The organism is Rhodonellum sp. (assembly GCF_030656585.1).
GTDB classification, from domain to species: domain Bacteria; phylum Bacteroidota; class Bacteroidia; order Cytophagales; family Cyclobacteriaceae; genus Rhodonellum; species Rhodonellum psychrophilum.
This window is the reverse complement of the sequence record NZ_JAUSPP010000072.1, coordinates 37,464-59,778: the sequence shown is the minus strand read 5'-3', so window position 1 is coordinate 59,778 and position 22,315 is coordinate 37,464. Positions and strand designations below refer to the sequence as shown.

Here is a 22,315-nt window from a genome sequence, read left to right as displayed (position 1 = left end):
CCATAAACCAAGACCCATGAATAACCAAAAAAATAACCCAAGAAGAGACTTCCTGAAAACCAGCGCGCTGGTGACGGGAGGATTGATGATGCCATTCAGTATGCCTGGGGCATTTGCCGCTGGATCAGATGTGATCAAGTTGGCCGTGATCGGCTGCGGCGGTCGTGGAACCGGAGCAGTTTTTCAAGCTTTCGAGACTGGCCACAATATTCAACTTGTCGCGATGGCCGATGCCTTTAGGGACAGGATTGACAAAAGCTATGAGCCCATTTTCAACAAATACGGCAAGGACAAAGTCAACGTGCCGGAGGACAGGAAATTCGTGGGATTTGATGGCTACAAGGAAGCCATGAAGGATGCCGATGTGGTGATCTTGGCTTCACCTCCAGGGTTCAGACCCGCCCACTTCGAAGAAGCGGTAAGGCAGGGCAAGCAGATTTTTATGGAAAAACCAGTTGCCACGGATGCCATCGGAATTCGACGCGTTTTGGCGGCAGCCGAGGAAGCCAAAAGAAAGAAACTCAATGTAGTCGTGGGTTTGCAGCGACACTATCAGTCCAACTATAGAGAGACCATCAAAAGAATCCAAGACGGAGCCATCGGCGATATTGTCGCTGGACAAGTCTATTGGAATGACGGAGGCGTTTGGGTCAATCCAAGAAAACCCGAACAAACAGAGATGGAATATCAGATGAGAAACTGGTATTATTTCAATTGGCTCTGTGGGGATCACATCACCGAACAACATGTACACAACATCGATGTGGCCAACTGGGTAAAAGGTGGCTATCCCGTCAAGGCAGAAGGGACCGGTGGTCGGACCATTCGGACCGGAAAGGACCATGGAGAGATCTTTGACCACCACAGCATCACTTTCACTTATGCCGATGGATCTACGATTTTCAGTGAGTGCAGACATTTCCCGGGAGCTCACAATAGAGTGGATGAAACTTTCCAGGGAACCAAGGGAAAAGTTTACCTCAGTGCCGGCAACCATGGGGTCATCACCGATCGTTCGGGAAATGAAATTTACACCCACAACCGGGAAAACAACCCCAATCCCTATCAGGTAGAGCATGATGAACTTTTTGCCGCAATTTCGAAAGGGGAATACAAATTTGCGGATGCCGAAAATGGTGCGAAGAGTACCATGACTTCAATTTTGGGTCGATACGCAACCTATTCCGGAAAGGTCATTACTTGGGATGAGGCACTGAATTCCAACATTGATTTGATGCCGGAACGTTTGGCTTGGGATGCCATGCCAAAATTACTTCCCAATGCGGATGGATTTTATCCACATGCGATTCCTGGAAAAACTAAAGTGATTTAAGATGGAAAGGAGAAAATTCATAAGAAATATCAGTTGGGGCGGAGCAGTTTCCGCCCTTGCCGGATCCAGTTTCATTCCAGCCTTTGGGGCCAAAATCCCAAGTGCAGACACCTTCAATTTGGACTATGCTCCCCACTTTGGGATGTTCAAAGGGCATTCTGGAGATGATTTGGTAGATCAGCTAAAATTCATGGCCGACCAAGGTTTCCGTTCTTTGGAAGACAATGGTTTGCTGGGAAGATCCGTGGAAGACCAAAACAAAATCGGCAAAACTCTGGAGCAACTTGGAATGCGGATGGGTGTTTTTGTGATCGATGGTGGAGACAATTGGAAAATATCTCTCACCACCGGAAAAGAAGAATTCGTCCAGAATTTTGTCAATACCTGCAAAAAATCCGTGGAAACGGCCAAGAGGGTCAATGCAAAATGGGCAACTGTGGTACCGGGATTCTTCGAGAGAAAATTACCAATGGGAATCCAGACCTCCAATGTGATCGAAGCATTGAGAAAGGGAGCGGAAATACTTGAACCACATGGGATTGCCATGGTTTTGGAGCCTTTGAGCGATACCCCGGAGCTTTTCCTCCGATATTCTGATCAAACCCATGCGATTTGCAAGGCGGTGAACAGCCCTTCCTGCAAAATCCTGTACGATGCTTACCACATGCAGCGCAATGAAGGAAATCTTATTCCCAATATGGAATCTTGTTGGGACGAAATCGCTTATATACAAATCGGTGATAATCCGGGTCGAAAAGAACCCGGAACTGGTGAAATAAATTATCAAAATGTGTTCAAATACATTCATGGTAAGGGTTTCAAGGGCATTTGTGGAATGGAACACGGAAATGCAATTCCCGGAAAAGAAGGTGAACAGGCGCTGATCGCTGCCTATAGAAAAGCAGATCAATTCAAATAAAAACAGTATATGAGGCTATTTTCTTTTTTATTTTTAAGCATGGGCGTGCTCGCCTTCAATAGTTGTCAACAAAAGGAAAATAGTGTCATATTAGAGAGACCAACTGGGTGGGAGATTATTGAAACCCCCACCCAGGCCTCCCTTCGCGGGCTTTCACCCGTCACCAACGAAATCGTTTGGGCCAGTGGCTCTAGCGGTGTTTGGTTATTGACAGTGGATGGAGGAGATACCTGGGAGACTGGTGTGATTGGTGGATTGGATACCGTTGATTTTAGGGATATCGAAGGCTTCAGCGCATCTACTGCCTTGGCACTATCAAGTGGTCAGCCTGCAGTAATTTTCAAGACCATCGATGGGGGAAAAAATTGGGTTGAAAAATTCAAAGGTCCTGAGGGAGCTTTTTTTGACGGATTTGATTTCAATAAAGACAAAAATGGGTACGTGATTGGAGACCCCGTAGGTGGGAAATGGATGGTGCTAAGGACCAATGACCAAGGTGAAACTTGGGCGCTGTTGGAATCCTCTCCGAAAGCAAAGGAAGGGGAAGCGGCTTTTGCGGCCAGCGGATCAGGAATCATTATGGGGACAGACAATATCTGGTTTGCCAGTGGCGGGTCCATAAGTAGGGTTTATAACTCCAATGATGGGGGATCGAAATGGACTGTTCAAGATACTCCAATTCTTCAAGGCGAAATGTCCCAAGGAATATATTCCATCACACGTGTTGACAATGACAACATGATCGCTGTGGGAGGGGATTATCTTCAGCCTGACTTTTCGGAAAAAAATGTGATTCTATCAAATGATCTGGGCAAAACCTGGACCGCAGCTTCGGGGAATCCTCCGAGCGGATACCGGTCAGGAGTTGCCTATTTTCCACGACACCATTGGGTAATCACCGTCGGACCAAATGGAGGTGATTTTTCAAAAGATGGGGGTTACGGTTGGGAGAGATTTTCGGATGAAGCTTTCCATTCCGTTTATTTGGACAAATCCCAAAGCGGTGTTTGGGCGTCAGGGGCAAATGGGAAAATTGCAAAACTCAAATTCTGATTGTTTTGATTGTTGAGCAATAGATTTTTCAAAAATTGGTTTCCCAAGTAATTATCCGAATGAAAAAGGTTTTTAATCTTTGAAAAGAACTTCTTTTCAAAGATTTGGTACTTGCCATGAAACCGGGTTGGCTGAGTGGAAAATCCCTATAAGGAAAAGTAAGACCGCGATATTTCGATTTTTATTTTTCCCAAGCCCAAAAATGACAAAGATTTTTTGTCGGGATTGCTGATTGCTGGCTTGTTTTATTATATTTATTATTTCCAACCCGCCATGAAGTTAACAATCATCCGATTTCTGACCGGGGAAATACTCCTGATTTAAACGATTTGAAATAAAAAAATATGTTTGAAATAATACCTTCCATTTGGCTGATAAACGGGAAATGTGTTCGTCTGAAAAGAGGAGACTTTGCCACTGAGCAAGTTATCTCCAACAATCCCCTTGAAATAGCCCAGGCATTTGAAGACCACGGCATCAAAAGAATCCACTTGGTTGACCTTGATGGTGCCAAGAGAGGAGAACCCAAAAATTACCATATTTTGGAGGCCATTACCGGCTACACCAATCTTTTGGTGGACTTTACCGGAGGGATTTCCACGGATGGAGATGTGATCAAGGCATTTGAGCACGGTGCCAAAACCATTACCGCAGCGTCCATTGCCGCCAAAGATCCGGATAAATTTGCCCAATGGCTTGTTTCTTATGGACGTGAAAGAATCAATCTTGCCGCCGATACCGACCCACAGAATCACAAAGTCATTATCGGGGGTTGGTTGAAAAAAACCGAAATCGACCTTTTTGAACATATTGAAAATTTCTACGAAAAAGGCCTGAAGTATCTCAAATGCTCAGACATAACACGTGATGGTGTATCCGACGGCCCTAACTTTGAGCTGTATGCGCAGATCCGGGAGAAATTTCCGGAAATTTTTCTGGCGGCCAGTGGCGGGGTCAGAAGTATCGATGACTTCAAGCGATTAAGAGACATGGGCCTGAAAGCTGCGGTTTTTGGCAGGGCTTATTATGAAAACATCATCAAGCTAGAAGACCTCGATAAATTTATAGCCGAAACCAACTGATTTAAAAGCTTCCTAAAAGGGAGCTTTTTTTATGCCGGATTTTAATTTTTGAGAACAAATAATTGGGGAACTGTACCATAAAGGTGAACAACCAGATATTGAATAAAGAAACCGACTCTCCATTACCATTCCACCCGTTTTATGCATTGCCAATTCAATTCCACCCTTTAATAGCTTAATAATCATTCAGTTTTTTACTTCACCATATTGGTACTTCACCTTATTCTTCAATTGGTCTGATTTTCTTACAGTTACAACACCTAATAGGAAACCTAATGCATATTTCGGGTTCAAGAATGTTCGGCAATTGCACCAAGAACTTTTGAAAGTGTATAAAGGTCCGATTCTTCATGGTGTGCCGAGATCACGATCCTGTTTACCTTGCGGGAATGGGCAGACGGATAGGGAAAAGAAGATACTATGATCCCATGCTCCTGCAAATGGTTTACCCAATTGGGATCCGTGAATGAATACACTGGATAGCGAGGTATAAAGGTCAAGCCCTTTGTGTTTTTTGTGAGGGCGGAAAAATATTCCAAATTGTTGAATAGTTTTTCCTTTCTCTCCACATACAAATGCTGTCCTTGTAAAAAAGCATCCAAATATGCCGGGGGTGGAGGAGAAGAAGAGCGGAAAGTCTGGTGATTTTCGATCAACCCTATTGTCTCTAGATTTCCCAAAATGATTCCTGCAGGCAGACCAATCCCTTTTCCAAGGGAACCGGAAACGACCAGATTGACGGAGAGGTGCTTTAGCTGTCTGTATGTCCCGAAAATACCCTCGCCGGCCACACCAAACGCATGGCTGTCATCAACCAGGAGCGTGTACTCATGTTTTAAGGGGAGCGTTTGGATCCAGTTGTAATCATGGAGACTAGGTTCGAGCGGGTCCAAGGCATTTCCAAGGATCAGTATCTTTTGGGCAGGATTTTTTTCGCAAAACGCACCAACCATAGATACCCATTCGGCGAAAGTTGGCTTGGGATCAAGGGCCCAATCCTCGGGCAAAACAGCAGGATGGGTGTCTGGGGCTACGAAGACCTTATCCATCCCTTTTCTCAAATGATTGACAGCCGCATTTCCGGCCAAATAACCACTGCTCCAGACAAGCGCTCTGTCTGCACCTGCTTTTTCTGCAAAATAGGTTTCAAACTGCCCATAAACGGCCAATCGGACATTGTTGATCCTGCTGAGGCCATGGTTGAGTCCATATTTTTTAATACCAGAGATCACCAATTCCTCAAATGCCTCCGAACTCCCCATTCCCAAATAAGCCGTCCCACTGAAGAAAAGGTAATCACGACCCTCATGCAGGATGGTTCTGTTGATTTTTGAGGTCAGTAAAAATGGATGCATAGACGCTTATTTCAGTTTGGGAACGAAAAAGATTTACGCTTGATAAAAGGTCTTTTTTCGGACAATAGGGAGAAGAGGATCTTTGGAAGCAAGGATGGGCATAAGGTAAATGGTGAATGATTGCATCACCATTTACCGGACCGTAGGAAAATTTGGTTCCATGCGGCTGTTATTTTGCAAAGATCTGGCTTTCGTCCCAGAATGATTTGAACTCCAGAGCATTGCCGCAAGGATCCAAAAAGAACATGGTGGCCTGTTCCCCCACCTCACCCTTGAAACGGATATAGGGTTCGATGATGAAATCAATGCCGTATTCCTGAAGTGTATCCGCCAATTGGTGCCATTCTTCCCAAGGGAGAATCACGCCAAAATGCCTGACAGGTACGTTTTTGCCATCAACTTGATTGGCACTCATTTGATGAAGTTCTTCGGGTTTGATATGTGCTGACAATTGATGGCCGAAAAAATTGAAATCGATCCATTTATCCGTACTTCTTCCAATGGCACAGCCCAAAAGGTCCCCGTAAAACTTTCTGGTTTCTTCAATGTCCCTGATCGGGAATGCTAAATGAAAAGGCTTAAATTCACTCATGTTTTTTTAGTATGTTGGGATTTAAGGGGTAATTTGATTTTGGCACTACTTGAGTGCCAAGTTAGCAATAAGGCTTAGATTTTCCATGACGTTTTTGGAATGCATTTTAAGGGATCAGCAAGGGGTCGGATAACACAGAAGTCATGGGTTTTTTTGATTTGGATTGATTCGATTATTTATGTTTAACCCGTTTTATGCATTATGGACTCAACTCAATATTGTAATTGAAAGACGATCAATTGGATGATGACTGTTTTTGATATCACCGACTGGTTGAAGTCAAAAGCAAGGGAACAAAGATTGATTATGGATCGATTCTAGTTTAAAATGGAATAGGTGATGCACAATATCGGTTCAATGGTCTTTGCCAGGTTTTCAGAAAAACTTGAATACCCCAGATAGTCACTGCCAAAGACTATCTGTAAAACCCAGACTTCAATTTCCAATTCCGCTGGGTACTTTATCCAAAGGCCTCTGAGACATACTGCCCATCATTTGTGAAAAAAAGGGCAAAAACCACCTTCGGTTTTGCCCTTTTTCGAAATTCCAGAAGATATGGAAATCCATAAATTCCTATCACTATGGACTATTGAGACAACCAAAAGCGGACAGCCCTGATCAAGGTTTCCCTCCGTCGAGACCACCCCCTGTAGCAAACAGCAATGGTTGGCGCAATACCAAAAAGAGGCTGCTTGGAAAGCAGCCTCTTTTTGGTATTTAGGTTGAATTAATAGGCGGGATCTTGTGTCAAAGTGGGCTGGCCATCTTTCAAAGATCTATCTATCGCTTCCAAAGGAATGGGGAAAAATTCATTTTTGTTTTTAACAAAACTCCTCCCAGCCAAATAAACACGTTTGGTCCTTTCCACTTCAAGATATTTATTCAGTGTTTCAGCAGCAATGCCCCATCTTTGAAGATCAAAAAAGCGGTGTCCTTCCATACTGAATTCAAGTCTTGTTTCAAATCTTACTGCTTTTCTGGCAAGATCTTTATCCGCCCATGGAGTATCATAGGTTTTGATGATATAATTTGCCGCCGGTTGTCCCGCTACAATGGTAAAATCATTTCTGGAACTGCCCTGAATGGCTTTTGGAACAAAATTTCCCGGGTTGGCTGCTCTTGTTCTGACAATATTCACAAGCTCCCGAGCTCTTTCAAGGCTTCCTACCTCAACCTCAGCCTCTGCCAACCAAAGTAAAATCATTCCATAACGCATAATCCGATAATTGTTGGCCGTTAGATTACCCCATCCGCCTACACCAAAAGCCGCTTGTTCGGCAACATGTTTCATGGAGGAATAAGGACCTGCATAGGATACATCTCTGATAAAGTCTGTTCCGTGAATTTTAAAATCCTTAAACAGAATACCGGGTCTCCCCAGGGAATGGTCAATTCGGGGGTCGAGAGGGCCATTATAAGGAGTTTGCCATGTCACATCCGTATCATTGAAAGTATCCAACAGGGGAAGTCCAGAAGGGGTCGTCTTGAATGCATTTACCAGGTTTTGGGAAGCCTGGTAAAACCCACAGCATCCCCATGGATCGATATAAGGATGGGCCAAACCGACTCCTTGATTGGATGCCTGATCATTGGCACTGTTGATGGCGTATTGAATTTCAAATATTGACTCGGCATTGTTGCGGGTTGCCACTAGAAAATTATCTGCAAATTTATCAACCAAGGTAAATCTACCACTGCTGACGATTTGATCCAGAAGGGCTTTTGCTTCTAGAAGTTTGACTGAATTGGCACTCCCGTTGGCATCCCAACCCTGATACATTTTGGCTTTTGCCAGGAATGCCATGGCTGCCAATTTTGTAGGTCTTCCCACTTGGGCCTGGGTTTCGGGAAGGCTTTTCATGGCCTCTTCAAAGTCCGCTTCTATCAATGGCCAAATTTCTAGGTTATTGGGCACTTTGGTGCTTTCTACATCCGTAATATCAAATATCTCGTCGCTGATATAGGGTGGATTTCTCCACATTTTTCTGGCCTCCATATGGAAAAAACCCCTTAAAAACCTAGCCTCACCAATTATCCGCGCCCTATTCTGGTCACTGATGGTTTCTACCTTCTTCAGGGTATTCAGAGCATCATTGGCTCGGGCAACTCCTTTGTAGAGACCTCTCCATTTGTTCCGGATGTGCCCGTTGAAGGCCTGAAAATCATATGCTTCGATAAAAGACTGTTCGGGCTGATCCCCCGCATCTGTTCCTTTATATGCATCATCGGAAGCAATACCACCAAATACCCAGTTTTGGACATCATTTTCCCAGGGAGCCTGACCGTCAAGACCGGTACCTGATAACATTTTGTATGATCCTAGCAAGAGACCTTCTACTCCAGACTCTGTGGCCAAGCCACTTGAACTGAATTGACCCTGGGGTTCCTTGGTCAAAAACTCGTCACCGCAGCTGATAGTAATAAATAATACCGCCGCAAAGGTTATAACTTTATAAATTGTTTTCATAACAGGAATTTATTTAGAAATTAAGGTTAAGGCCAATCAAAAGATTTTTCGATACCGGCATATATCCTCCGTCAAATCCCAAGGTGTTATCGGTATTCGTTTGAATTTCCGGATTTAGGCCTGAATATTTGGTGAAAGTAAACAGGTTTTGCCCCTGCAGATAAACCGATGCCCTACCAAATCCAAGTTTTGACAAGGCACTTGCAGGTAGGCTGTAGGTGAGCTGAATATTCCTGATTCTAAAGTAAGAACCATCCTCAATGAAATAACTTGAAGGACGGCTACTGACCTGATCATTGGCATCCATTATAGGAGTTTTGGCATTTGGATTGGCAGCTACCCACTGGGCTCGAGGTGCTTGGGGATTGGTGGGCTGCCAAGCATCATAGAGAGCGGATTTGGATCTGTTTCCCTGAAATGTATTGAAATCTGCGAAATAACGTACATAATTAAAAATATCATTTCCCACAGACCCATTTCCGAAAATGGTAAGATCAAAGCTTTTATAGCCCAGGTTCAAATTGATGCCGTAAGTAAAATCCGGGTGGGGATTTCCAATAACGGTTCTATCATCGTCGGTGATTACTCCATCATTGTTTACGTCCTCAATCTTGAACTTTCCAGGGGCATTATAACTCCCGTATGTAGGGTGTGAATTTGCCTCTTCCTGGGACTGGAAAATCCCCAATACATTGAATCCATAATAGGATGAAAGGGGTAGGCCTGCCTGCGTAACCGTAACAGCAGGAACCCTTGATCCAAATCCAAAGAATCGCGTATCTTCATTTTCGTCCAACCGATCAACCTTGTTTCTATAGGTGGAGAAATTACCGGAGATGCTGTATCTAAAATCCCCTCCCATGGTGGTGTTTCGATAACCCAAATTGATATCAATCCCTTTATTGGTTATCTGCCCGACATTAGAGGAAGGTGCGGACGCATCACCTGCAGTAAATGTAATCGGTATCGTGAACAACATGTCTGAAGTGACTCTTTGCCAGAGGTCAAATTCAAAGTTTAATTTATCGTTGAATAACAAAACATCCAGACCTAAATTATTGGAAGTGGTTGTCTCCCATTTGGCATTGGGATTACCAAACCGCTGTGCATCAAATCCCAATGTTGGGGAATTGAGAGAGCCATCAATAGGATATCCGGCATTGAAAATATTAGACCGATAGGTTGTGAAAGCATTGTAATCACCAATTGCCTGATTTCCTGTCTTTCCCCATCCATAGCGAAGTTTCATATCCGACACAAAAGGAAGAGCTGATTTTACAGCGGCTTCCTCAGACAATCTCCAACCTAAGCTAAAGGCAGGGAAAATCGCATTTCTTGAAGCCGATAAAAATCTGGATGAGGCATCATTCCTGATAATGACCTGAACCAGGTACTTATCTGCGTAAGCATAATTGAATTTGCCGAATTGAGAAAACAAACTGTAATCTCTGAAAACATTACCCGAGTTCGTCGCCGTAGTGGCATCCCCCAAATCCAGATAGCTCAATATTTCCGGTGTAATGAAGGCAAATCTTTGTCTGCCTGCCTCAAAGAATTCCCCAAATTCCTGAATAGCTTCAGTTCCGACGTATGCATCTACAAAATGGACCTCTTTGAAAACCTTGCTATAACTCAGCACATTTGACCAAACCCATTGGTATTGGTAATCATGCCTCGCAGTGGTACTGTTGATAAAATTACCTTCAACATATTCGGGTTGGGGTCTGCCCAAGAATCGGCCTCGACTGGTATTGCCATCTATTCCGAGGCTGGTTTTCAATTGAAAGTTTTCGTTGAAGTCAAAGGCGGCATAAGCATTTCCAAAAACCCTCATTCTCATGTTTCTATTGTCCTGCTGTCTGGACAAAACCGCAAACGGATTGAAGTTGTTGCCCAAATTGGCCCCTCTACTTCCAGCAAAGTTCCCTTCTATATCATATACAGGAAGCAGTGGATGGTGCTTATATGCGCCTGATACTGCATTTTGTTCATCTTGGTTTCCAAATCCCCCTTTTCGATTATCAAAAGTAACGGATAGATTTTCTCCGATCGTCAACTTATTGTTGAGGGCTTTAAATTCTGTGTTCGCCCTTAGGGAATACCTTTCATATCCAATGAATTTCACGATCCCTTCTTGGTTAAAATATCCGGCCGAAAGGGCGTACCGGCCACTTTCGGTGCCTCCTGAGGCAGATATCTGGTAATTTTGGATGGGGGCAGACCTCGTCACCTCATCCCACCAATTGGTATCTGCAGATCTGGTGATGGCATAAATGTTTCCGGGTCTTAATGCATAAAGACTGGGGTTTGTGCTTGGATCTCCCTCCATGGCTCCACTTGGAAATACATAATCCGGAATACTGACCTCCCCATTTGGGCCAAAGGTATATTGTCCATGACCAGGGGTCTTGCCTGCATAGATGTCTGCTAAATACAGATACCTTCCAAGCTCTTCCGCATTCAGAACATCTGGAGAATTCCCTGATCTTTGGGTGCCTTGATAAGTATTGAAGGTGATGGTGGGCTTTCCTACCTTTCCCCTTTTGGTTGTGATGATCACCACACCATTGGCAGCCCTGGATCCATAAATAGAAGCCGCCGAAGCATCTTTCAAAACCTGAATGGACTCTATGTCCTCCGGATTAAGGTTCCCCTGCCTTTCTGTGGGAACACCATCAATGACATACAGTGGGTTGTTGTTTCCTATGGTACCAAATCCTCTGATTCTTACAGTAGCTTCTCCACCTGGTGTAGCATCATTGACAATATTAACGCCCGCAGCCCTTCCTTGTAGTTGCTGCGCAAAGGTTGTGGCCGGAATGGACAATAAATCCTTTGTTTCCACGGTGGTCACGGCGCCTGTAATGTCCCTTTTTGATTGTGCGCCATAACCCGTCACAACCACTTCTTGCAGCGCCCTGATGGAGGGCTGTAGCCTTATGCTTATTTGGGATCGGTTCCCCACAACTTCTTCTTGGGTCTCAAATCCAATAAATGAGAACACCAACACCGATTGGGCCGAAGGAACATTTATTGTATAGTTTCCATCCATGTCTGTCACAACCCCTGTCGTTGTTCCTTTGACAAGCACCGTCACGCCCGGGAGTTCCACTCCGGATTCATCCAGAACAGTTCCCGTGACTTTAATTTGCGCCAGCAACGTTGCGCTGGACAGCACTAAGAGCAGTAAAAACACGCTTAGTTTTTTGTAAAATGATTCCATAAAACAGATTAGTTAATTTTGAGTTGTTTTTTTATTTTAACAGCAGTTTTTGAACACAATAAGGACATTGGTTTCTTGCTTGAAAATTTTGAACCAACGCATATTATACCGATGACAACCAAATCTTATCTCCTCAATCCATATGACCTGAATGGATGGGTGATACTTTGACAGATTTTATAATGAATGAATTATGGGAAAAAAATATTCCTTCTTGACATAAGCTTTTGGGTTAAAAGTTAACTTATTTGAAATAAAACTTTTCTACGAAATGATTTATAAAGGAAATACTAAATATAATCAAATTTTAATTTGAATTCTATTGATACATAAGAATTTATCTTATGCTAAAGTATGATATTGCGCAATAAAAAAAATATAAAGAAAAAATACTTTTATTTATTTTTTATCAAAGTCAAAAAACATTAAAAAATTAATATGAAATCAGGCTTCAAGTTGGAACTAAGGTTCTGGAATTTGAGCGCATTTTTGGAAGGTTTGCGAAAGTGGTCTACTAGGGGATGGAGGGCCTAGAGGTAATCAGCTATTTTTTTGATATTGATGGACTCGAAAATCATTATTTGACCATCGCATTTCTAATGATGTTTTCATAGGTATTACTTCCAAATGCCATTATTTTTTATTCAAGAATGCTAAAATTTGATGCTCGTATCTGCATGACGTTTCTGAATGGATACAGCTTTCTGATGTTCAAGAATGTGGATTATCGATAGGTATTATCCCTTCTTTTCTCCAATTCACGGATCAGTTTTTTTTGGCAGGACGAAGGGTTTTCTCCCTTTGACTATTTAGGATTTATCACTTCTTGAAATTGTATTTTTGGGTTTTTCGACCAATCCTGCCGAAATTCATTCTTCGATAAAACGGACTCGAAAAGCGGATGGAGGCGATCTTTTCCATCAGCTTTGTCTTCATGATCACCAAATCTTGCATCTGTTTTCCCCAGCGGTTCAAAATATGCATCAACGTTCCATCGTTTTTGGACGTCAACCCATAAAAGCCAACATTTTGAACTATTTTTATCCGGAGAAATCGGTTTCAGGAGAGATAAAACAAAACAAAAACCATAGCAGAAAGAAGGGGGACAAGCCTGAAAAAATGCGAACAGAGTTAAAAAATACTGGAGTGGTTTCAGATTTCTATGTAGTTTTCAAATTATGGGCAATAAAACAGTTTCATTGGTGCTTTCCAGTGGTGGGGCCAGGGGCATGGCGCAGATCGGGGCAATCGAAGCATTGGAGGAATCCGGTTACACGATCGTTTCCATCGCCGGCAGCTCTATTGGGGCTTTGATCGGTGGCGTCTATGCGACTGGGAAGCTTCCCGAATTCAAGGAATGGATATGCAATTTGGATAAAATTGACGTTTTTTCCCTGATGGATTTTACCCTTTCCAGAAATGGTTTCATCAAAGGAGACCGTGTCTTCAATGCCATCCAAAACATTGTGCCTGACTGTCAAATTGAGGATTTGAAGATTCCATTTCGGTGTACAGCTGTTGAAATTCCCTTTGGGAAAGAAAAAATATTTACCAAAGGAAGCCTCTATAGTGCCATCCGGGCCTCCGTTTCCATTCCAACCGTCCTTACGCCAGCCCAGGTCAAGGGGAAATTCTATATTGACGGCGGGATTTTGAATCCCATACCCTTTAGCTTGCTTTCCAAAAAAACCAAAGGGGAATTGGTCGTGGCCATTGACCTCAATGGTCCAAGGGAGGCCTTTGTCAATCCAGAAAAACCCGTGAAAACGGATGAGGGGGGCCATTTACTTAAACTGCCGATCTGGGCGGCAGATTACAGGGATAAATTCAGCAAATACATCAGCTCAGATGAAAAGAAGGTAGAACAACCCAAGCAAATGGGGTCCATTGAATTGCTGAACCATTCTTTTGACTTGCTTCAGGACAAGCTTTCTGCCTTTGTCATCAAAAAACACAAAATGGATATGCTGATTGAAATTTCAAGGATGCAGGCCGGCACACTTGAATTTTACAGGGCTTCGGAATTGATCAAAATCGGCAGAAGCAAGGCATTGACCGCAATCGAAAAATTTGAAAATGGAAATCAGCAAGCTTAACTCCCTTCTGGGAAACATTGATATTTACCTTTTGGACCAAATCCTCAAGGGAAGATTTACCAAGGAAATGAAAATCCTGGACGCGGGTTGCGGGGAAGGCCGAAATTGCATTTATTTCCTGAATGAGGGATATTCGATCTTCGGTGTGGACAGCAACCCGATTGCCATACAGATGGCGAGGATTTACGCCCAGACCATTCAAAAAGACTATGATGTTTATCGGTTTCAGACTGCTTTGGTGGAGGACATGCCTTTTCACAAAGGTGCTTTTGATGCGATAGTCAGCTCCGCCGTGCTGCACTTTGCCAGGGACCAAGGTCAGTTCATGCGGATGATGGAGGAGATGATGCGGGTGTTGAAACCCGGGGGTATATTTTTCCTGAGGATGACCACGGGGCATGGCGGGATGGAAGAAAGCGCAAGGGCTCTGGGAAACGGTGTTTTTGCATTGCCGGATGGCAGCGAAAGGTTTCTCTTGACGGAGCCTTTGTTGGCCCTACTTATCCAAAAATATGGACTCCGGCATTTGGAAGCCCCCAAAAGTGCCTTGGTCCATGGGCAGCGGGCGATGGGTGTTTTTGTCTGGGAGAAAGTGGGATAAAGGCGATGGGTTTGAAACCATTCAAAATAGCAATGCTCTTTTCAGCTTATTTTTCTCTTGAAGAGGGAAAGTTTTGGAAATGAGCAGGGCATTTCACAATTTAGCGGTCTCAAAAAATGGGATCTTAGCTCAGTTGGTTTAGAGCGCTGCTTTGACAGAGCAGAGGTCATGGGTTCGAATCCCTTAGGTCCCACATTTTTAAAATTTAAGGCGCTAATTTTGAGAGAATTCAATTGAAATTTTGGCGGGGTAGTGCAGACAGTGGCGCCTATTTTATCACGCAACACTCAAAATAATAACATTCCTATTTCCACTTAATGAATGATTCAGATCGGTAACGGTATCTTGAGTCGGGAAATAAATTGTTGGATTTTTTTCACAGGCCTGTGGGAGATTCTATTGAAAATCCCCGGAATTGCTCAAAATCACATCTCTGATTCATTTCATCTTTTCCCCTTGGACCAAATTGGCCGAAAAGATTCTTTACGCTCAACGCTTTCGTTTCCCTATATCTTTTTCCCGAGGTCAACCCGTGGTTTTCATCCATTTTGATCTCCAGTAAATAACCAAACTGAAATTGGATTCCATGAGGTATCGTTCCCAAGAATATCAAAATTTTTAAACATGATTTTCCTGCAATACAGACAAAACTTTCCCCTCAACCTTAAAAATTCTGTGGAATAAGCTGAATATTTTTTCAGTGGTTTGAGGTTTCTCAACAAAGCACTTAAATTACGTGTCTCTTTACAATTCAGCATAAAATCAGACCCTATATGAAAAAAATACAACTCTTGTTGCTCACTTTTTTAGTGGCTTTAAGTGTCAAGGCCCAGAAAAGCCCGGAAGAATTCCTCGGCTATCCACTTGGTGAACGTTTTACACCCCATCATCGGGTAGTTGCCTACTTCGAACATCTTGCTGCCAGCCTTCCCAATGTGGAATTGGTTTACTACGGGGAAACCTACGAGAACAGACCGTTATTTGTGGCCTTGGTTTCTTCACCAGCAAACATGACCAATATTGAAAATATCCGCTTGGACAATCTGAAGAGAACAGGTATGGTCGAAGGTTCTCCTTCTTCCCAAGTAGCACTCAACTGGATGCAATACAATGTCCATGGCAATGAGGCCGTGGCCACAGAAGCCGCCATGATGACTTTCTGGCAAATCGCAGATCCCAAAAATGCCCAATCCAAGGAGTGGACCCAGAGCCAGGTGTTGATACTCGACCCTTGCGCCAATCCTGACGGAAGGGAAAGATATACGTCTTGGTATGGACAAAAGCAAAACAACCGCCTCCAGCCAGATCCTCAGTCTGTGGAGCATTTTGAGCCTTGGCCGGGAGGAAGACCCAACCATTACCTGATGGATCTCAACAGAGACTGGGCATGGCAGACACAGAAAGAAACGGAAGAAAGACTGAAGCTCTACCATGAATGGATGCCGCATCTTTTTGTCGATTTCCATGAGCAAGGCATCAATGAGCCCTTCTATTTTGCTCCGGCAGCGCCGCCTTTGCATGAGCAACTTTCCCCTTTCCAACATGAATTCCAGGAGATTTTCGGTAGGAATACCGCCCGATATTTTGATGAAAACAGTTGGGATTATTTCACCAAAGAGCGCTTTGACTTGTTGTATCCCGCTTACGGAGATACTTATCCCATGTACAACGGAGCCATCGGCATGACGATTGAACAAGGTGGGTCCGGAAGAGCAGGTTTGGGGATGTTGAATGCCTTGGGTGATACCGTTACTTTAAAAGACAGAATCATCCACCAGCACACAGCCGGGATTTCAGCAATTGAAGTGACCGCCAAAAATGCAAGCAGGCTCACAGATGAATTTGCCAAATATTTTAAAAGCAACAGTGCCAATCCAAGAGCGAAGTACAAAAGCTTCGTCATCAAAGGAGACCAAAATGCAGGGCGGGTAAAAGCGCTTTTGGCCCTTTTGGACAAAAATAAAATACAATATGGATTTGCCGGCAACCGATCAGGAATCAAGGGGTTGGACTACATGACGGGTAAATCCGTGACTTTTTCCACGACCGAAAAGGACATCATCGTCAATTCCTATCAGCCAAAATCGGTGCTTACCCAAGTGTTGTTTGAGCCACAGGCGACTTTGCAAGACTCCATTACGTATGACATTACCAGTTGGGCATTGCCCTTGGCTTATGGTGTACAGGCCTATGCTTTGGAATCCAGATTGGATGCACCAAAGGGATTTGAAAAAGAACCCTTCATCGCCAATGCGCTTGACGGAAAGCCACTGGCCTATATTTCTCCTTGGAACGCGACGCAAGATGCCAAATTTCTTGCCGCTTTGTTGAGAGAAGGCATCAGGGTTCGGGTGACCAATTACGCCTTTGAAACCGGTGGACAATCCTATCCTGCAGGTTCCCTGCTGATCCACCGAAATGGCAATCAGTACAAAAAAGATTTTGACAAAATAGTGGTGGATTTGGCCAATGAAATGGAAATTTCCTTGAAGACCAGCACCACTGGATATGTGGACAAAGGCAAAGATTTTGGTTCTTCGGATGTACGGACGATCAAAGCGCCCAAAGTGGCCTTGCTCGGAGGTTCAGGAACCTCTTCCTTGAATTTTGGGGAGCTTTGGTATTTCTTTGAGCAGGAGCTGGATTATCCAGTGAGCATCATTGAAGCCGACATGTTGGGAAGAATGGATCTGTATGGCTATGATGTCGTGATCATGCCTTCCAGTTATGGAAGTTATCTTTCTGAAACAAATTTCAAAAAGGTGATGGACTGGGTAAAAGCAGGTGGCAAGCTCATTGCCATCGAAAATGCCTTGATGGCTTTTGCCGATAAGGAAGGTTTTGACTTGAGTAAATTCGACACAGAGGAAGAGAAAAAAGCTGCAGAGAAGGCAGAAAAAGAAATCCAGAATGTCGAAAGATTGGAGCCTTACCAAGAAAGGGAAAGAATGGGAATTTCCACCACGGCTGCAGGTGCAGTGTATGAACTGAAGTTGGATGAAACCCATCCACTGGCTTTCGGCATGGGCGGAAAATTCTATACCCTGAAGAACAACGGGTCAAGGTATGCTTATCTGAACAATGGCGTAAATGCCGGGATCATCCAAAACAATGATGCCTACAGATTTGGCTACATTGGCAGCAAAATCAAACCAAGAATGGCCCAATCCATGGTCTATGGTGTAGAAAACCAAGGTCGCGGACAGATTGTGTACATGGTGGACAATCCGATGTTCCGTTCTTTCTGGGAATCCGGAAAGCTTTTAATGGCCAATGCAATTTTCTTGGTTGGGCAGTAAACCATAACGGGATCCTAGATCCGGTTTTCAAATACTAATTGAGCTCAAGAGTAGGCAACGCCTATTTTTGAGCTCAATTTTTTTATCAAGAATTTTTTTTAGGACTGTATGGATGCCCCTTCCAAATTTGGAGAATGATTTTATCCTTTAGGATTGGATTCAGTTTTCAATCAATTTATTGTAAAGCACATTACTGTAATAAGCATTACAATAAAGCGTAAGTGAAATTTCAGATCATCGCTATGAAATTAGCCAACTCCAATGGATAGGTGAAAATATCTCCCAGTACCTGAGCCTGATCGCTATGGTTCATAAGAAATCTGACAATAATCCTTGGTTATTTTCCCGAATTGCTCACAAAAGAGATCGATTGACTGTCGGGTGACCAGGAAGGGACATTGATGGTGCCTTGACCCCCATAGAGGTAAGCGATTGTTCTGGGTGCGCCACCGGAAGTGGGCATCAATTTCAACTCCACTCTTTTGTAAGAAGGGTGGTCATTTACAGGGATCTCAGCAGGAAAGGAAATAAAGGCAATCCATTTTCCATCCGGTGAGATGTGCGGAAACCAATCGTTTTTTTCATCAAAGGTCAATTGTTCGTTTCCCGAGCCGTCGGGCTTCATTCTCCAGAGTTGCATTGTGCCGGATTGGCTGCCGTTGTAATAAATGAATTTTCCGTCAGGAGAATATTCACAGCCATCCACATGTTCTCCAGGCTGGGTGTTGGTCAAAGCGATTTCTGCTCCGCCATTGATGTTTTTTTGATAAATGTCGTAGGTCTTTTTCTCACCTCTCATGCCTACATAAAGTACTTTCTTGTTGTCCGGGGACCAGCCATGCCAGTAGGAGGGGGTTTCTTCCGTGATAAGTTTGGGTTCGCCACCGGCCAAAGGCAATACATAAACCGTCGACCCACCGCCGGGAAACCCTTGCCTGTGGTGGCTGATGGCCAATAATTTTCCATCGAAGGAGATGCCATGGTCATTGTTGTTTCTGTCGGCAAAACCGGTGTTCAATTTTTCAATTTCCCCACCTGCTACAGGTATGGTGAACAATGCGCCATCCATATTAAAAAGAAGCTTTTTGCCATCGGGCATCCAATTGGGTGCTTCAAAGCGGTCTTCTTTCTCATAAATCACCTTTCTGATTCCGGTGAAAACATTCATGGTCTCCAGCCTGCAACCCAAATACCCTTCTCTCCCGGGATTGTAATTGTCTGCAACAGGTCGGTCGATTCGGACATTCCAGACTTTTGCTTGCTCCACCACATTTTCATTGTGGGAATTGATAAAGATCCCTGCCAAAATCGAATTCCCCATCGTTTTCATCACGTGCGAACCGATAAGCTGAAGCGGTTCGCCTGCATGCGCAGCCCTCATGGTGAATTCTTTTCCAGTCCGCTCCAACTGCAAAATTCCATAATGGCTTTTGGGAGAAAAAATCTCATCCTCGGGATCCCGCATAAAAGCGCCCTTCAGTTCCCGCCATTGCAAGACTGTCAAGCCGTCTCCATGAAGGGCCGCACTGATGTGGGGGGAATTGTCTTCTTCTGAATCCCGGATCATCAAGCCGACTTTTCGGTGGGGGTCGGTTCCTTCGCCGATAAATTCAAAGTTGGCCGTGAGGATAAAATCCCCCTCTATTTTGTCAAACAAATAATGGAACTCATCTCTTTCAAACCAGACATTATAGCCACTCCCTTTAAGGTTATAATGTTGTCCATCCTGGTCATAGGATGCGCTGCCAGCCAACTTGGGATTGCCAATATCCTTGCTGCTTGGGAAAATACCGATCTTATCCTGTTGGGAAAAAGCGGGTTCAAGTAAAAATAGGCTAAGAAGAATGAATAGGTGTTTCATGGTTTGACTTTTAGGTTTATTGGAAAAGAAATAATTAACAAAAAATTCTCTTTGAAAACCACGGATAAGTGATGGCTGGAGACCCTTGGTGTTAAAACGCATTAATGTCCAGCCCGAGCGCTTCCGGTTTTCCCAAACCCATTTTGATTTAAAGAATACACCCATTTTTTTTCTGGTTTCTGCTTTTGACAGTTCATCCATCCAATTCCTCACTTCAGTCAGCTTTTATTTTTTGGCAGACACGTTTTCTTGAGTTTTGGGTCAAATGCAAAAGCGATGAAAACAATTCTTTCCATACTCCTCTTCTTTTTGGCAGTGCAAACCATCGGTCAAACCCTAATCAAAGGATCAGTGAAGGACCAAAAAGGGCAAACTATCCCAGGCGTAAATATCTTTATCAAAAACACCTACGATGGTACCTCGTCCGATCTGGAGGGAAATTTCCAAATGGAAACGGAATTGGGAGGGACTCAAACCCTGATGTTCCAAGCGATGGGATTCAAAAGTCAGGAACTTGAAGTGGTCTTGAATGGGAGTGTCCAAGAATTCCATCCCGTGATGAGGGAGGCCATCAACGACATGACCGCGGTGACCATCACTGCAGGTGCGATGGAAGCTTCGGATGAAAAAAGAGCGGTGGTCTTGAAATCAATTGATATTGTCACGGTCCCTTCAGCGATGGGAGATATAGTGGGTGCATTTCAGACTTTGCCCGGAACGAGTACCATTGGCAATGATGGAAGATTGTTTGTTCGTGGCGGAGATGCCAGCGAGACGGCCATCTTCATCGATGGGATGAAGGTTGGAAATGCTTTCGGCACCACCGCCTCCAACGTCCCCACGCGGACCCGATTCAATCCCAATTTGTTCAAAGGTTCTTTTTTCAGCACGGGAGGCTATTCCGCCGAATTTGGTCAGGCACTTTCCTCCGCTTTGGCACTGAACACAGTGGGTTTTCCGCTAAGAAGCCAGGGGGACGTCAGTCTCATGTCGATCGGTGGGGGATTTACCCAAACGCTGGCCGCTGAAAAAAGCAGCATTACGGCCTCTGCCAATTATTTTGACCTCGCTCCCTACCAATCCTTGATCCGGCAAAATTTCGATTGGGAAAGAGCGCCGTTTGGTTGGGATGCCGAAGTTTCGGCCAGACAAAAATGGGGAAATAATGGGATGGTCAAAGCCTATGTCCATACGGAATCCGGTGGGATGAAAATCTGGCAAGCCATTCCCGGTTCGGAGGAAAGAGGGGAATTGGTCGATGTCCAAAACCGCTATACTTTTGCCCAAGGATCCTTCAAGCAAATCGGAAAAAACGACTGGAGCTACTATGGAGGGATTTCTTATTCCAACAATGTCGATGCGCTGGTATTGGATCAGGTGGATCTTCGCAATCAAAACCAAGTGCTGCATGGCAAGTTCGTGGCTCTGAAAGGTTTTTCGGATAGATTCTCGATCAAAACCGGAGTCGAATCCTACACCTACCGCTATGAAGAGAATTTTCGATCCCAAAACAGCAAAAGGGAACTCAATGACCACCACACCAACATTTTTTCAGAGGCAGATTTTTACGTGAACAGCAAATTTATCCTGCGTGGCGGGCTGAGAGGTGGACACAGCTCCTTGGCCAAGGAAACTTGGTTGGACCCGAGATTGTCTCTGGCCTACAAATTTCCCAGCGAAGGCCAACTTTCCTTTGCCGCAGGCCAATTCAGTCAAATGCCAGTCGAGCAGCTCCGGATCCTCAATCAGGAATTGCAGAATACCAAGGCCAACCATTTGATTTTGAATTATTTTCTGAACAAAAACGGCAGAACTTTTCGGGCAGAGGCTTTCTACAAACAATATCAAAAACTGACCACATTTAAAGGGAATCCTTTCCAATACACCGATATCCAGCAAAACGGAGAGGGATATGCCCAGGGTTTTGACCTCTTTTATAGGGACAGGGAGACAGTGAAAAACACTGATTTTTGGATCACCTACAGCTTTGTGGACAGCAAAAGGAAATTTGCCCAATACACGGAAAGGGTGCAGCCGGGTTTTGCGCCGAGACACAATGGGTCCCTCGTCATCAAGCACTTCGTGTCTGGATTGAAATCCCAGATTGGGGCCTCTTTTGGGATCAATGACGGCTATACTTACACCAACCCCAATTTTCCGGGGCAAATGAATGACAAGACCAGGGGATTTCAGGATTTGAGTTTGAGCTGGAGTTACCTGCCTCGTCCCAACTTGATCCTTCACCTTGCCTGCTCCAATGTGTTGGGTAGGGACAATATTTTCGGATACCGATTCAGTGAACAGGCCAATGCATCCGGAAGGTTTGAGGCCTTGCCGATCAAGCTTCAGGCGCCACGGTTTCTGTTTCTCGGCCTATTCCTGACGCTTTCCAAAGACAAAAATGCCAATCAATTGAACAACTTATAAAACAAAA

Annotated in this window: 14 protein-coding genes and 1 tRNA gene; 9 read left to right on the top strand and 6 right to left on the bottom strand. The window is 44.1% G+C overall.

From position 1 onward, the window contains the following. Positions 1 to 16: 16 nt before the first annotated feature. The 4 genes from Q7J63_RS17995 (at position 17) to Q7J63_RS17980 (ending at position 4,387) form a co-directional block, all read left to right on the top strand. Positions 17 to 1,333 carry a Gfo/Idh/MocA family protein gene (locus Q7J63_RS17995; RefSeq protein ID WP_304888161.1) on the top strand — a complete coding sequence of 439 codons (1,317 nt, stop codon included), beginning with the start codon at positions 17 to 19 and terminating at the stop codon, positions 1,331 to 1,333. Between the two features lies 1 nt (position 1,334). Then, a complete protein-coding gene (locus Q7J63_RS17990; RefSeq protein WP_304888159.1) occupies positions 1,335 to 2,252 on the top strand; it encodes a hydroxypyruvate isomerase family protein in 918 nt (305 codons plus the stop codon). Between the two features lie 9 nt (positions 2,253 to 2,261). After that, positions 2,262 to 3,305, top strand: coding sequence for a YCF48-related protein (locus Q7J63_RS17985; protein WP_304888157.1), 1,044 nt, complete (start codon positions 2,262 to 2,264; stop codon positions 3,303 to 3,305). 344 nt (positions 3,306 to 3,649) lie between these two features. Beyond that, complete coding sequence (locus Q7J63_RS17980) at positions 3,650 to 4,387, top strand: HisA/HisF-related TIM barrel protein (RefSeq protein WP_019596542.1); 738 nt, start codon at positions 3,650 to 3,652, stop codon at positions 4,385 to 4,387. Positions 4,388 to 4,677: 290 nt separating this feature from the next. On the opposite strand, the gene Q7J63_RS17975 is transcribed toward Q7J63_RS17980, so the two are convergent. The 5 genes from Q7J63_RS17975 to Q7J63_RS17955 all read right to left on the bottom strand — a co-directional run bounded on the left by Q7J63_RS17975 (position 4,678) and on the right by Q7J63_RS17955 (position 13,008). Then, entirely contained in the window at positions 4,678 to 5,742 is a 1,065-nt protein-coding gene (locus Q7J63_RS17975) for an aminotransferase class I/II-fold pyridoxal phosphate-dependent enzyme (RefSeq protein WP_304888155.1), read from the bottom strand. 169 nt (positions 5,743 to 5,911) lie between these two features. Then, entirely contained in the window at positions 5,912 to 6,334 is a 423-nt protein-coding gene (locus Q7J63_RS17970; protein WP_019596545.1) for a VOC family protein, read from the bottom strand. A gap of 727 nt (positions 6,335 to 7,061) precedes the next feature. Then, complete coding sequence (locus Q7J63_RS17965; RefSeq protein ID WP_304888152.1) at positions 7,062 to 8,801, bottom strand: RagB/SusD family nutrient uptake outer membrane protein; 1,740 nt, start codon at positions 8,799 to 8,801, stop codon at positions 7,062 to 7,064. A gap of 13 nt (positions 8,802 to 8,814) precedes the next feature. Continuing rightward, complete coding sequence (locus tag Q7J63_RS17960; protein WP_019596549.1) at positions 8,815 to 12,024, bottom strand: TonB-dependent receptor; 3,210 nt, start codon at positions 12,022 to 12,024, stop codon at positions 8,815 to 8,817. Positions 12,025 to 12,843: 819 nt separating this feature from the next. After that, complete coding sequence (locus Q7J63_RS17955) at positions 12,844 to 13,008, bottom strand: hypothetical protein (protein ID WP_019596551.1); 165 nt, start codon at positions 13,006 to 13,008, stop codon at positions 12,844 to 12,846. A 194-nt stretch (positions 13,009 to 13,202) separates the two neighbouring features. Here Q7J63_RS17955 and Q7J63_RS17950 point away from each other — a divergent pair, with 194 nt between their 5' ends. The 4 genes from Q7J63_RS17950 to Q7J63_RS17935 all read left to right on the top strand — a co-directional run bounded on the left by Q7J63_RS17950 (position 13,203) and on the right by Q7J63_RS17935 (position 18,020). Next, a complete protein-coding gene (locus tag Q7J63_RS17950; RefSeq protein WP_019596552.1) occupies positions 13,203 to 14,120 on the top strand; it encodes a patatin-like phospholipase family protein in 918 nt (305 codons plus the stop codon). Continuing rightward, a complete protein-coding gene (locus tag Q7J63_RS17945) occupies positions 14,101 to 14,721 on the top strand; it encodes a bifunctional 2-polyprenyl-6-hydroxyphenol methylase/3-demethylubiquinol 3-O-methyltransferase UbiG (protein ID WP_304888148.1) in 621 nt (206 codons plus the stop codon). The genes Q7J63_RS17950 and Q7J63_RS17945 overlap by 20 nt, the downstream gene beginning before the upstream one ends. Before the next feature lie 118 nt (positions 14,722 to 14,839). After that, positions 14,840 to 14,914, top strand: a tRNA-Val gene (locus Q7J63_RS17940). Between the two features lie 580 nt (positions 14,915 to 15,494). After that, entirely contained in the window at positions 15,495 to 18,020 is a 2,526-nt protein-coding gene (locus tag Q7J63_RS17935; protein ID WP_304888146.1) for a M14 family metallopeptidase, read from the top strand. Positions 18,021 to 18,357: 337 nt separating this feature from the next. Here Q7J63_RS17935 and Q7J63_RS17930 read toward each other — a convergent pair whose 3' ends face one another. Next, complete coding sequence (locus Q7J63_RS17930; RefSeq protein WP_304888145.1) at positions 18,358 to 19,881, bottom strand: hypothetical protein; 1,524 nt, start codon at positions 19,879 to 19,881, stop codon at positions 18,358 to 18,360. 276 nt (positions 19,882 to 20,157) lie between these two features. On the opposite strand from Q7J63_RS17930, the gene Q7J63_RS17925 reads away from it, so the two are divergent. Further along, on the top strand, positions 20,158 to 22,308 hold the full coding sequence (locus tag Q7J63_RS17925; RefSeq protein ID WP_304888144.1) for a TonB-dependent receptor: 2,151 nt from the start codon (positions 20,158 to 20,160) through the stop codon (positions 22,306 to 22,308). Positions 22,309 to 22,315 lie beyond the last annotated feature (7 nt).

What these genes read in the sequence shown, in the direction of transcription:
- Q7J63_RS17995 (WP_304888161.1), top strand. Translation starts at nt 17, where the DNA reads ATGAATAACCAAAAAAATAACCCAAGAAGAGACTTCCTGAAAACCAGC.
- Q7J63_RS17990 (WP_304888159.1), top strand. Translation starts at nt 1,335, where the DNA reads ATGGAAAGGAGAAAATTCATAAGAAATATCAGTTGGGGCGGAGCAGTT.
- Q7J63_RS17985 (WP_304888157.1), top strand. Translation starts at nt 2,262, where the DNA reads ATGAGGCTATTTTCTTTTTTATTTTTAAGCATGGGCGTGCTCGCCTTC.
- Q7J63_RS17980 (WP_019596542.1), top strand. Translation starts at nt 3,650, where the DNA reads ATGTTTGAAATAATACCTTCCATTTGGCTGATAAACGGGAAATGTGTT.
- Q7J63_RS17975 (WP_304888155.1), bottom strand. Translation starts at nt 5,742, where the DNA reads ATGCATCCATTTTTACTGACCTCAAAAATCAACAGAACCATCCTGCAT.
- Q7J63_RS17970 (WP_019596545.1), bottom strand. Translation starts at nt 6,334, where the DNA reads ATGAGTGAATTTAAGCCTTTTCATTTAGCATTCCCGATCAGGGACATT.
- Q7J63_RS17965 (WP_304888152.1), bottom strand. Translation starts at nt 8,801, where the DNA reads ATGAAAACAATTTATAAAGTTATAACCTTTGCGGCGGTATTATTTATT.
- Q7J63_RS17960 (WP_019596549.1), bottom strand. Translation starts at nt 12,024, where the DNA reads ATGGAATCATTTTACAAAAAACTAAGCGTGTTTTTACTGCTCTTAGTG.
- Q7J63_RS17955 (WP_019596551.1), bottom strand. Translation starts at nt 13,008, where the DNA reads ATGCATATTTTGAACCGCTGGGGAAAACAGATGCAAGATTTGGTGATC.
- Q7J63_RS17950 (WP_019596552.1), top strand. Translation starts at nt 13,203, where the DNA reads ATGGGCAATAAAACAGTTTCATTGGTGCTTTCCAGTGGTGGGGCCAGG.
- Q7J63_RS17945 (WP_304888148.1), top strand. Translation starts at nt 14,101, where the DNA reads ATGGAAATCAGCAAGCTTAACTCCCTTCTGGGAAACATTGATATTTAC.
- Q7J63_RS17935 (WP_304888146.1), top strand. Translation starts at nt 15,495, where the DNA reads ATGAAAAAAATACAACTCTTGTTGCTCACTTTTTTAGTGGCTTTAAGT.
- Q7J63_RS17930 (WP_304888145.1), bottom strand. Translation starts at nt 19,881, where the DNA reads ATGAAACACCTATTCATTCTTCTTAGCCTATTTTTACTTGAACCCGCT.
- Q7J63_RS17925 (WP_304888144.1), top strand. Translation starts at nt 20,158, where the DNA reads ATGAAAACAATTCTTTCCATACTCCTCTTCTTTTTGGCAGTGCAAACC.